The sequence below is a fragment of the Pseudoalteromonas sp. ABE4_541 genome (assembly GCF_056312285.1).
This window is the reverse complement of sequence record NZ_JBSVEM010000007.1, coordinates 156780-168515: the sequence shown is the minus strand read 5'-3', so window position 1 is coordinate 168515 and position 11736 is coordinate 156780. Positions and strand designations below refer to the sequence as shown.

Annotated in this window: 9 protein-coding genes; 3 read left to right on the top strand and 6 right to left on the bottom strand. The window is 43.2% G+C overall.

The features are described from left to right. Positions 1 to 131: 131 nt before the first annotated feature. Genes ACW689_RS09255 through ACW689_RS09235 form a run of 5 tightly spaced genes read right to left on the bottom strand, consistent with a single transcriptional unit; the run spans position 132 to position 5274 of the window. Positions 132 to 278, bottom strand: coding sequence for a hypothetical protein (locus tag ACW689_RS09255; RefSeq protein WP_476290587.1), 147 nt, complete (start codon positions 276 to 278; stop codon positions 132 to 134). A gap of 2 nt (positions 279 to 280) precedes the next feature. Beyond that, entirely contained in the window at positions 281 to 1630 is a 1350-nt protein-coding gene (locus ACW689_RS09250) for a restriction endonuclease subunit S (protein WP_476290585.1), read from the bottom strand. After that, positions 1627 to 1770, bottom strand: a complete 144-nt coding sequence (locus ACW689_RS09245; protein WP_476290583.1) for a hypothetical protein — start codon at positions 1768 to 1770, stop codon at positions 1627 to 1629. Before ACW689_RS09245 ends, ACW689_RS09250 begins: the two co-directional genes overlap by 4 nt. After that, a complete protein-coding gene (locus tag ACW689_RS09240) occupies positions 1763 to 2806 on the bottom strand; it encodes a PDDEXK nuclease domain-containing protein (protein WP_476290581.1) in 1044 nt (347 codons plus the stop codon). The genes ACW689_RS09245 and ACW689_RS09240 overlap by 8 nt, the downstream gene beginning before the upstream one ends. Further along, positions 2803 to 5274 carry a type I restriction-modification system subunit M gene (locus ACW689_RS09235; RefSeq protein ID WP_476290579.1) on the bottom strand — a complete coding sequence of 824 codons (2472 nt, stop codon included), beginning with the start codon at positions 5272 to 5274 and terminating at the stop codon, positions 2803 to 2805. The genes ACW689_RS09240 and ACW689_RS09235 overlap by 4 nt, the downstream gene beginning before the upstream one ends. 369 nt (positions 5275 to 5643) lie before the next feature. Between ACW689_RS09235 and ACW689_RS09230 the strand changes: the two genes are divergently transcribed. The 3 genes from ACW689_RS09230 (at position 5644) to ACW689_RS09220 (ending at position 9571) form a co-directional block, all read left to right on the top strand. Further along, a complete protein-coding gene (locus tag ACW689_RS09230; protein WP_476290577.1) occupies positions 5644 to 6714 on the top strand; it encodes a helix-turn-helix domain-containing protein in 1071 nt (356 codons plus the stop codon). Between the two features lie 78 nt (positions 6715 to 6792). Beyond that, positions 6793 to 8571, top strand: coding sequence for a TPR end-of-group domain-containing protein (locus tag ACW689_RS09225; protein ID WP_476290575.1), 1779 nt, complete (start codon positions 6793 to 6795; stop codon positions 8569 to 8571). A 262-nt stretch (positions 8572 to 8833) separates the two neighbouring features. Beyond that, positions 8834 to 9571, top strand: coding sequence for a substrate-binding periplasmic protein (locus ACW689_RS09220; protein WP_476290573.1), 738 nt, complete (start codon positions 8834 to 8836; stop codon positions 9569 to 9571). Positions 9572 to 9588: 17 nt separating this feature from the next. Here the strand turns inward: ACW689_RS09220 and ACW689_RS09215 are convergent, their stop codons facing one another. Further along, on the bottom strand, positions 9589 to 11721 hold the full coding sequence (locus ACW689_RS09215) for a winged helix-turn-helix domain-containing protein (RefSeq protein WP_476290571.1): 2133 nt from the start codon (positions 11719 to 11721) through the stop codon (positions 9589 to 9591). Positions 11722 to 11736 lie beyond the last annotated feature (15 nt).

Here is an 11736-nt window from a genome sequence, read left to right as displayed (position 1 = left end):
AATGCAATGCCTTTACCCATGACTCCAACTGTGTTGACGATATTGACGAAGACGTCAACTTTGGCTTCAAACAAGTTACCTTGTGTAAGTTATCATTAAAAGTACCCCCTTAGACATACAGCCACGGCCAGCTACATACGAGGTTGTGTTAAGTGCTGCTGTAATTGCTGTTCAATCGCTTGATTGTAACAAACCAAACCTAATAATGTTGACGTTGAGCTGCACTCTTTCATCTGCATAGTTTGTGGGGATAAGGTGGCACTGTCGTTAAAGCTCATGATTACGCCTTGTTGGTTTTATCAAAAGGCAAGCGTGTGCGCCCTGTGAGTAGCGCTTGCATCATGCCTTGTTTGATTTGACGGGTTTTCGCCAAGCGCTGTTCAAGGGTTTGAATCTCGTTATCCATATCCGAGAGGATAGTGGCGATAGCGGTTTGTTCTTCTTTTGAGTCTGGGCATGGAATCTTATAGTTTTGAAGCGCTGAAAATGGAACTCTTCGGTGACCTGCGCTTCCTACCATTTCACTTTCTAATTCTTGTCTAAATATCTCTCTAGTTGTCCAAAAGTATATAAAGTCTGAATCAGCATTTAACTTTGCTCTTAACACATGAAATTCAGTACTACCGAAGCCATGTTCCGTATCTAATTGTTTGGTATGGCAACCTTTTCCATTCTCAAAACAAGGAGTAATTTTGGCAACTAAAACATCATCACGTTCAAAATATGTAAAGCCAGACTTAACTTTATTAATATTGACGGGCGTCTGCTTGACCAACCGAGCATTTTCACTAACGTCTTGCATACCAACAAAGGTAGTCGTCATATTAGCTTTTATTGATTTTCGTGATATAGATTGCTCAAAAAGTTCACCAAAATTAACAACATCCCAATCCTCAGGAATTTCGCCTAGTTCGCTGGGTTTTGTTCCTTTTTGCTGGCCCTGCTTTTCGCCTTCGGTGTAAGTGGCGAATTGTGGTAAACGGGTTTTGCCTGTTAGCAGTTGCTGCATGGTGGCGGTTTTAATCGCTTGTTTTTTCGCGATCAGCTTTTCCAATTCCTTTAATAGAGCATCAACATCGGATAAAGCATTGGCAATGGCGGTTTGTTCTTCTTTTGGAGGTAAAGGAAGTTTTATCAACCTCATTTTATTCATTCCAAAAGCTGCCTGAGATGTAGAATGTAGCTCCGCTTTAAGTGTTTGTTGAAAAAGTTCTGAATAGAAAAACTCCATCAGATAGACTGGTTCAACTTTCTTAGGTTGCAATAAAATAACATTAGCACTGAGCGCAAATCTGAAAGGAACTTGAGGTACAAACTTTGGCACACCAATAGTTCCAATTTTCCCGAAGACAATATCACCTTTCTTTACTTGGAAGCTTCTTTCTTGTTTGTCCACTGCCTTAGATATAATTTTTCTACTACTGGCCCAATCAACTTCTTTACTGTTAACGAAGTCACTAATGCCAATGTATGGCTCCCCATTTGATGATTCAGCTGGAGTTCTATGATCCGGTTGTGGGTCAATAATAGCGGCTAGCTCTTCAATAGTGGAAACGTCCCAATCTTCAGGAATAATTCCCACTTCAGTCTGTTTGAAACCGTCAGGAACTACTTGCTCAATTATGCTCATAGCGACCACTCCAAGCCCATTGCTTTTAAGTGACCTGCGACTTTATCGCTTAGGCTATCAACCGATTTAGAAAGAGTTGACAGTGGCGTGCTGCCAAATTCTTCCAGCGGTTTAATTCGATTTTTTATTAGTTTACTCATCCCCTGACTCCTTATGTTGCAGTTGTGCTTGTACTTGTGCGCGTTCACGCTCTAATTCGCGTTTTAGCTCTTCCTCGGTAGGGAGATAGGGGAGGTATTTAGCGGCAAAGAGTTGTTTTTGGTCGGCCAGCACGGAGTATTTCACCACGGCTTCGCTTTTTTCACTGCACAGTACCAGGCCAATGGTGGGGTTGTCATCGCTGCCTTTACGCTGCTCATCGTACAGGCGCACATAGGTGTCCATTTGGCCTATATCTTGATGCTTCAGTTTGCCTAGTTTTAAATCAACCAGCAAAAAGCACTTTAACTTAAAGTTGTAAAACACCAGATCAATATAAAAGTCTTCATCATCAAAACGAATGCGTTGTTGGCGCTCTACAAAGGCAAACCCTTTGCCCAGCTCAAGTAAAAATTGTTGCAAGTTGCTGATTATGGCTTGCTCTAACTCGCTTTCTAGATAGTTGTGATTTTGCAGGTTTAAAAAATCAAGAATGTAGGGGTCGCGTAGATAATCTTTGGCGTTTTGTGCCAAAGGTTGCGTGTTAAGCTCGGCCTCTTGTTGGAGCGGTTGTTTGTCTTTACTAGCCAGTAAACGTTCATAATATAAAGTACTAATTTGTCTGTCTAAGGCGCGTACACTCCAGTTTTGACTGATTGCTTCTTGCATATACCAGCTACGCGCGGCAGGGTTATCTAACTTACTGAGGCGATTATAGTGTGACCAACTTAATTCGAGAGACAGCGTCTCTCGATTTTGAAAGGCTTGATAAAAACTGCGCATATTACGTAGGTTAGTGACATCAAACCCTTTACCCAAGCGCTGGGTAAGTAGCAAGGAGAGTTGTTGCAATTGCTGTTTACCGTAGGCGGCTCGACTTTCACCCAATTGTTCTTGCTCCACAATTAAGCGACCGATATGCCAATAGCTTAATACCATGGCACTGTTGACCGCTTGGCGCACTTGCGAGCGTGCATTTTCTATTTGTGTGGCAATGTCATCGGCAAGGCGAACTAGGTGTGTAGGGGCTTTGTTCATAACGGCCACTCCAAGCCCATCGCTTTTAAATGTTCTGCTACTTTATCACCCAGTGCGTCAACCGATTTTGCGAGTGCTGGCAGTGAGGTGCTGTAGCGCTCTTCCAATTGTTTCACTCGATTTGCCATTTTCTGAGTAACGCGCTCAATTTCAGCCACGATATAGACTTGTAAGGTGGCGAGCCATTTGTCATCCACAATTAGAGTTTTGACTTCGTCAATACTGAGTTTTGGATATTGATTAAATACTGCTAAATCGAGTGCTTCTTGCGCTTCTTTAAGCGCTTTTTTGGCCGTTGCTTCGCTATTAAACAGTTTGGTGGCTTGCTTTAGGGCTTCAACCTCGTTCGGATCAGTTGCTAACTTCGTTCTTGCGGCAATACTGGCTTTGGTTATTTTGTCTTTATCGTTTAGCGCTTCGACTAATAAGCCATCCTCACCACCATGTTCCTCAAGGTAGCTTTCAAGCGCTTGGGTGGCTTCATCTTGCTTGGCTTGTAAGGCATCTATCTGAGCTTGTTTGTCAGCAAAATAACGAGTAACGATTAAGCTTGGTGGAATAAGCTCGGCTTGGTACTTTTTTTTGTTGATGATTAAGTCGGGTGTTTCTTTAAGTTTTTCACCTTTTTTAGCCACTAACTCACGCAAAGTATTTCCGGCTTGCCAATTGTCCTGCACTAATACATACACGTCGTCTTGCATTGTATCGGCCCAGTAATCCATGAGGATCTGGTAAATATCATATTTACTTAATAGGTCGCTATTGGCATAAGCGTTCAATAAGTTCTCTGAAATGTTAAAGATAAAGTTTTTTGGGTTATCGCCTACTTTTATCTCTTGGAGCTGGGCCTGTGAGATCCAGTTTTTAAATGGTAAAAGGCTACGTGCGGCAAAGCTTTTAAATTCTTGATGGGCAAGTATGGTGCTTTTAACTTGGTTGGCTTCAACCAGCGCGAGGCTGTACCCCGCTCTTGCAGGTTTAAACAAAGTAGCGCGAATGCTGGGTAATACCTGCCAGTAGTTATCTAGCGCGTCAATATCGCTATCTGGAATTCCCCCTTGCAAATGAGCACTTAAATCGTGCAAATCTTCAGGTTCAGATGAATCGATGTATCTTGGAATATTGAGGTTGTATTCGTTGCGGGCAATTTCGTCAAAGGGCACTAGACGGCTGTAGTGCTCAAGCTGTAACTCTTTGTTAAATACATCGACAATTTTATGAATATCTTGGCTGCGTAGGCGGTTTTTATTGCCATCTTTAATAAAGCCTTTACTGGCATCAATCATAAAAATAGGGCGGCCAGTCATAGAGGGGAGAGCATCATCTTTTTCATTAAAATGTGCAATGGCTTTATGTGCATGCTTTTTGTCGAGCACGATAATACAAGCGGGAATACCTGTGCCGTAAAACAAGTTAGCAGGCAAGCCGATAATCCCTTTGATATAACCTTGTTTTATGAGGTTTTGGCGAATGGTTGCCTCGGCATTACCTCTAAATAAAACGCCATGGGGTAAGATCACCGCCCCAGTACCAGTACTTTTTAAACTTTTGATAATGTGTAATAAAAAGGTGTAGTCGCCGTTTTTATCAGGTGGTGTGCCCCATTCAAAGCGTTTAAAGCGGTCAGCTTTAGCATTTAAACCACTGGTCCAGTTTTTATTCGAAAACGGTGGGTTTGCTACCGCATAATCAAAGGTTTTTAGGTTGTTGCCATCGGTAAAGGCAGGACTGGATAAGGTATTGCCTTGTGCTATGGAGCCTACAGCCGATACTTGGCCGTGCAAAATCATGTTCATTTTCGCCAATGCCGATGTAGTCACATCCATTTCTTGACCATAAATAGACAAGCCACGCGGGGCTTCGTCGCTGGCTTTTAAAAGTAATGAACCTGAGCCGCACGTTGGGTCGTACACAGTGTGATTTTGTGGGGTTTGCTCATTAATGCCCACTACTTTAGCTAAGATTCTAGATACCTCAGAAGGGGTATAAAATTGACCCTTTGATTTGCCCGACTCAGTGGCAAAGTGGCGCATTAAATACTCGTAGGCATCGCCCAATAAATCATCGCCGCTCGCTTGGTTGGCTGATAAGTCCAAGCCTTGAAATATCCCCACTAACTTGGTTAAGCGGTCAACCATTTCTTTACCAGTACCCAGCTTGTCTTCGTCGTTAAAAAAGGCCACGTCAATAACGCCTCTTAGGGCATTTTCTTCGGCGAGCTTGGCAATAATTTTATCTATTTGCTCGCCAATATCTTTTTGACCTTTTAGGGCAACCATATCATCAAAACTCGCCCCTTGTGGGATCACAATCATGCCGTTAGGGTCGCCTTGATATTTGTCGCTTACATATTTAATAAAGAGCATGGTCAATACGTAGTCTTTGTACTGACTGGCATCCATACCGCCACGTAATTCGTCACAGCTTGCCCAAAGCGATGAATACAGTTCTGTTTTTTTAATTGCCATTTGTGTTCCTAGCCGTTTAGTCTGAGCAAAGCGACATATAAGTTATTGATATTAAAATCTTTAAATGGTGCGGCTGCACTCATTAAACATAGCTGCTTTTTAAGCATGTTTTGCTCGTATTTTTGGCGTTTTGTTTTTTAAAAACTTAACCTGCTAATTTAACTAAATTGTCTGATTTAGCAAGGAATAGCGTAGTAAGTTGTGGTGGTTGCTTAGAATTAGTACAGGACCAAGTAGCTTATAGTTGTATTAAAGTAATAGCGTTTACTGCTTATTCTATAAATCAACTTATGACGTGAGCATTGCTGCTGTGTTACGCTTTGTTTTTAAAGTTAATAAATTTTCCACCCCTAAGGTTTTGACCAGTTAATGAATGTGTTTTCTACCCCCATCACGCTGGAAGCGGTGAGTGTGCTGCAAGTGGTGTTTGCGTTTATGGCCGCGTTTGGTGCTGCGTTGGTGTTTCAAGTGGTTAAGTTTCGGCTGTTGGCGTTGTTTTTGGCGTTTCAAAGCGTGTTGTGCGTGCTGAATATTGGTGAGAATAATGGTTTGTTGGGAGAGGTGTTGATCACCCCCGCGTTTACCTTGCTGTTTGGGCCTTTGTTGTATTTGTTGGTGAGTGCGCTGACGGGGGAGGAGGCAAAGGTAACGGTGAAAACGGCCGCGCATTTTTTACCGGCGTTATTGGCGTTACCGTTTACCTCACAGGTGCAAACCGTGGTGGTGTTGGGGTCACTCAGTCAGCTGGTTTATATTTCGTTGTGTTTTCTCAAATTGAGTCAATACCATGCCTTGCTTAAAGCGGTCAGTTCGCAGGTTGATAGCTATTCGCTAAAGTGGCTTACATCGGCGCTTGGGGTGTTTTGTACGGCGTTGGTGCTGGATTTAGTGCGTATGAACACGCAGACCATCACGCCACTTTTGCTCAAAAAGGGGCTGTATTTTGCCAGTGAACTGGTGTTTTTTAGCCTGTCTTGTTATTTGATTTTTAAAGTGGTGCGCAGCCCCGAGGTGTTTGGTGATATTAAGCGTTACCAAGGTTTGCTGAGTGAGCCGCAAAATGAGAAGCAAGATGATGCTTTGGTACAGCGTATTTTTGATGAAATCGAACAGGTTGTTTGCCATGAAAAGCTTTATCAACAGCCCAAATTGACCATTGCCGAATTGGCCGAGCATACTGGGTTTAAGGTGCGAGATATCTCTTGGGCGGTGAATACCATCGCGCAACGTAACTTTAGTGATTACATTAATAGCCTGCGCGCAAGGGCGGTGAAAGAAGTAATAGAAACAACGCCGCACTCTACCAAACCTCTAATAAATATCGCTTTAGATCATGGGTTTAATTCAAAATCGACGTTTTTTAATAGTTTTAAAAAGGAGTTTGAAGTCACGCCAATGCAGTTTAAAAAGCAGTTAATTAGTCGCGGATCAGGATCTTAAACCGCATTTTGGGCTGGCTTTGTTATGCTGGCGGCAAGTAAATCGCGATGGCGGTATTAATCGCAAAGGAGACGTTGAATGTTGTATTTGAGTGGGCGCATGTTGTTAAGCGCGTTGTTGTTAGTGGGTGTGAGTTTCAATGCTGTGGCGCAAAATAAAGCCACCGAGATGGTAAACCAAGCCGACAATGTATACCTTGCCAGCCAAGTTAAAAAACCAACGGACTATCTGAGTAATAAACAACAAGCAATACAGTTTGCTAAGCAAGCTCAGTGGCAACAAGCCAAGCCTTTATTAGAAAAATTAACCAAGCAATATCAAAACGATGGTGCTACTTGGTATTTATTGGGGTTGGCGTATTTTAATCACAAGCAATGGTTTGATGCGGTGAGTGCGTTTGAGCAAGCGCTTTCGCTGGGCTACCGCTTAACAGGCATCCCTGACGGTGCCAGTACTCCAAACGATTTGATGGTTAAAATAGCCGAGGCATATGGCTTTGCAGGTGAACAAAGCAAAGCCATTGAATGGCTTAACAAAGCCCTTGCCGCGCGTTGGGATGATAAACCTAAACTGGCTGGGCGTGGTTTATTTAGTCGTGACACCATGGCCGCGTTTAAGAGCATGGAAAATAATGAGGCGTTTAAGCACGCTGCAGGTGTGATTGATACACAAAACATGAGCCGAGATGCAGGTTGGCGCGGCGATTTAGCCTATCTGTATGCTGAAATTCAGCGTCTGCATGTCAATCCGTTTCATTCTATCAGTCACGCTGAGTTTAAAGCGCAAGTGGATGCGTTAGATAAACGTATTCCACAACTGAGCGACCAGCAAATTGTGTTTGGCTTTATGCAGCTTATTGGCCTGCTTAATAACGGTCACAATATTTTAATTCCGGCTTGGGGCGCGCATGGCAACTTCGTCCAGTTACCTGTGCAGTTTTACTTATTTAACGACGGCTTGTACATCGTTGCAGCAAGTGATGAATATCAACACTTGATTGGCAGTAAAGTTGAGCGTTTTGGTGATGTGAGCGTGGCTAAAGCCATTGAGTTGGTAGGCACTATTAATGCGCGAGACAATCAAATGCAGCAAAGTTGGTTAGCGCCGTATTACTTGAGCTTAGTTCCTGTGTTGCAAGGTTTAGAGATTGTGTCGGCTGAGCAAGCGGTGACGCTGACTTTACGCAAACAGGGCGAGTTGTTTACGGTCGCACCAAAGGCACGTGCTATGCATTTTGGTGGATTCCCTAAGTTACCTAAGTTGCGCGCAAGCGAGTTACCGACTTATTTAAAACATAACGACAGACCTTATTGGCATGAGCATTTCGCTGAGCAAAGTCTTTTATATGTGCAAGTGAACGATGTGAGAAATCGCAAGGATGTGTCGCTAGCTGAATTTAGCACTCAGCTCAGAGATATAATTATAAGTAAAGATATCAACAGTCTAGTTTTAGATTTACGTCATAACAGTGGCGGCAATGGCTCCATTACACCGCCTTTGATTGCCTTAACTGCATTTTTTGAACTGTATAAACCTCAAGGTAAATTGTTTGTGATGGTGGGCCGTAATACCTTCTCGGCAGGTCATGATATTTTGGTTAAAGTGCAGGCCATTACCAACCCAATTATTGTGGGTGAGCCGTCGGGTACGCGTCCCAATACCATTGGTGAGTCGGGCTGGTTTAACTTACCGTACAGCAGGCAGCATGGCTTATTGTCGTCGCAATTTCATCAAACTAGCGCGCCAGAAGATCACCGAATTTGGGTAGCGCCCGACTTACCCATTGAGCTCAGTGCGGGTGATTATTTTGCTGGTAAAGATCCAGCGCTAGAGGCGATATTCTCGTTAAGCCATTAAGTTTTTGTCTTGCATCGGTACTTGCGCTAGCACTTGTATAGGTATTTGGGCGTAAAGTACCGGTGAATTAGCGGCTTTTTTATACTCTCCTATTTAACGTAATTAGACAGATCTGCGAGTGATCAACAATACTAACAGTTGCATGATGAGCAATTGTTGGTTTACTGATATGAAGTGGTGTTTATTGGTTCTAATATTCTGTAGCTGTGGTCATCAACTTAAGGCACAAGCGGCGCAGAGTAACAATAATTTAAAGGTGTCAATGCATCCTTTATCCCCTTTTGTGATAGTTGAACATGGGGAGGTAAAAGGAGGTTTTATTGTCGACATTTATAAACAGATGGAGCAGTTAACTGGGCAGTATAGTGACATTCAATTAAGTTCGTTTATGCGCGGTCTAAACACCCTGCGCCGCGCCGCAAAACGCGTCAATTTGGCAAACTCGCAATACGTACCTCATGCACATTTGATTGTAGTCAGAACGCCTCAACGAGAATCACAATTTAAGTGGGTAGGGCCATTGTTATATGATGGACCTGTGGTTTATAAACGCGCGAGTGATCAGCGCATTTATCGCAGTCTAGAAGACATAAAACAGCACGATGCTACTTGTGTAGCGCAACAAAAAGTAGCGGATACCGAAATATTTACCAGTGTCGGTGTTATGTATCATGAGACTGCAAGCCAAGAGCAAGCGATTAAGTTGCTCTTACAGCCAAAAAGTCGATTTGATTGTACTATGATCGCGATGATGAACACTCAACAAGCCTTGCAAGAGGCGGGTTATCCGCTGAACGCGCTCGAAATGATGTCGTTTCAATTGCCAGCACATGCCGTGTATATGGCTTTTTCAAAAGATACGCCCGACAGTGTGGTTGCGAAGTGGCAAAAAGCGCTGGATACACTGGATAGTTCAGGGCAAAGATTGGCTATCATTCAACAGTATGTGCCTGCTTATACGGCTGTATTAGAAAAGCGGCTAAAGGCGTCAGTTAAATAACCTCAGCTGCATGATTTTTAGCCTTCTTTTATTTCTACTAGTTTTTGGTCAATACCAATAAACTGTTCTAGAAGTAGTTGTTCATTATGTAAGCCGGTCACTTTCCAAGCCGTGGGTTTAAGGGTTTTTAAGGTGCGAATAAATTGCCCGTCTAGGTTGTATTGGTTTAGGTCAAAGGTTTGCTTATCAACGCTATAAATAAAACCGTTTTTAACCAATAGAGCTTTACCATTTAGCTGCGGGAGCGCCCTAGTAGGCACTAAACTGGGCTCTAGCGCACGGCTAAACACCTCGCCTTGTGCAGTACTATAAATGAGTTGCTTGTGACTAACCCAGGCATGTTCAATATTATCGATGTTGTATGGTGTGAGTGTATTTGTGTTGATATTCAACTGGTGAAGCTGTGTTGTGAGCTTGTGTTTAATGAGCACTAATAGTGTGTTGTCATCAAACCAGCTCAAAACAGAGAGCAGCGGTTTGTCGGTACTTAAAAATTTGCTCTGTGTTTTTAAATCAAAGCCTTTTAAATCATGACTTTTTATATTTGTGAGCGCTAGCTTACCATTTTCCACCCATGCAATAGTTTGACTATCCGCCGACCAAGCATAACCGTGAATTTTGCTGTTATTTTCGCGACGCGTTAATTGCACCGCATTACCTGAATCTTGCCATAACCATAATTCATCTCGTCCTGTTTGGTTGCTTATAAAGGCGATGCTTTGTCCGTTAGGCGCAAAGCGTGCGATGCGCTCTTGGGCTTGAGTGCGAGCCAAGCTTGGATAAGGAGTGGCAACGGTGTTTAGATCAAGCTCGGTTTGCTGGGCTGTATCAGCATGTAAATGGATGCGTGCAATGTCGATGTCCTTTCTACCCTGAACTGCGAGTAACGTGCGGTTAGTTGGGTGCTGACTGGCGGAAATTAAACTTGAGCTGGGTGTGTTGACTTCGCTCACTTGGCCATCAAGTTCAATTTTATAAAGGCGATAATTGTGCACAGCAAGTAAGTACTCACCTTTTGCAGAGAAATTAGCAAAAAAAAGCGGGTTAGTATCAAACTCGAACTCAGTTGTTAGCTGTGCTTGTTGCAGCAACAGGCCTTTTTTATTGAGCAAAATAAGCTGATGATGGTTGTTTTCATCGTACGCAAGCAGCGCAAATTGTTGGCGGGTAGGGTGATAGTCAAAATGATAAACCGACAAGCTTTCATCACTAAAAAAAGGTGTAATTTGCTTAGTTAAATCGTTGTATTGCATAAAGGTATAGTCAGTACCCTCAGATTGTAAAAAGGCGTATTGATGATTAGCCAGTGCTTTGGGGGTTTTTATCTGCGTTGCTTGGCATTGATAGCGAATACTTGGCGCTTGTGGCTGAGTGAGTGCTTGTGCAAAATCTAACGTTGCTAAGGTCCAACAAGAGTTCATTTGTGAGGGGCTAGAGGTTGTTTTGTCACACGTATCGTTTGCAGTAAATACCAGCTCTCTGCCATCTGCTGTAAAGCTTGGCGCACTAAATTGCCCCGCTTTAGCTGTCAGTTGTACTTCTTTGCCGGTGCTGAGTTCTTTGGACCAAATATGGCTTTTACAACTACCGGCATAACGGTTGAACACTATATACTGCGCATTTGGACTGTAAATGGCGTGAAACTCGTGGGTATCGGTATGTGTCAGCTCTGTGATTTGTGTGTAATGTGAATTCGGCGCTTTTGTCCAAAGTAGCGTAATAAGTAACAGTAGGATAGCGATCAAAGCCATCACAAACGCTGCGGGTGTTAGGCCAAGTAGGCGTTGACGTTTTACGCTATGTGTGGTGCTTTGCTCACTCGGTGGATCTTGCCAAGTGACCTCGCACAGCAACCGATAGCCAATTTTGGGATGTGTGGCTATCACCGCAGGAGATTTAGCATCATCTCCAAGCTCTTTGCGCAAAATGGCAATACAGCGCTGTAACGCATTGGGTACCACTTCCGCGCCTTGCCAAATGTGTGCCATTAACGTTTGGTGCGTGACTACTTCATTGGGGTGCTGCGCCAATACATACAATACCTTGAGTACCTTAGGCTCCACTTTTGTTTGCTGCGCTTCGTGTTCAATGACTGAACGTGACAAGTCAATTTTATAATTGCGAATATAAAAAGTGGGTGGTTGTGTCATGGTGGTTACTCATTA

Bases quoted from the DNA above. Each gene is read 5' to 3' on its own strand.
- ACW689_RS09255 (WP_476290587.1), bottom strand. From the start codon at position 278: ATGAGCTTTAACGACAGTGCCACCTTATCCCCACAAACTATGCAGATG.
- ACW689_RS09220 (WP_476290573.1), top strand. From the start codon at position 8,834: ATGCATCCTTTATCCCCTTTTGTGATAGTTGAACATGGGGAGGTAAAA.
- ACW689_RS09230 (WP_476290577.1), top strand. From the start codon at position 5,644: ATGAATGTGTTTTCTACCCCCATCACGCTGGAAGCGGTGAGTGTGCTG.
- ACW689_RS09240 (WP_476290581.1), bottom strand. From the start codon at position 2,806: ATGAACAAAGCCCCTACACACCTAGTTCGCCTTGCCGATGACATTGCC.
- ACW689_RS09215 (WP_476290571.1), bottom strand. From the start codon at position 11,721: ATGACACAACCACCCACTTTTTATATTCGCAATTATAAAATTGACTTG.
- ACW689_RS09225 (WP_476290575.1), top strand. From the start codon at position 6,793: ATGTTGTATTTGAGTGGGCGCATGTTGTTAAGCGCGTTGTTGTTAGTG.
- ACW689_RS09235 (WP_476290579.1), bottom strand. From the start codon at position 5,274: ATGGCAATTAAAAAAACAGAACTGTATTCATCGCTTTGGGCAAGCTGT.
- ACW689_RS09245 (WP_476290583.1), bottom strand. From the start codon at position 1,770: ATGAGTAAACTAATAAAAAATCGAATTAAACCGCTGGAAGAATTTGGC.
- ACW689_RS09250 (WP_476290585.1), bottom strand. From the start codon at position 1,630: ATGAGCATAATTGAGCAAGTAGTTCCTGACGGTTTCAAACAGACTGAA.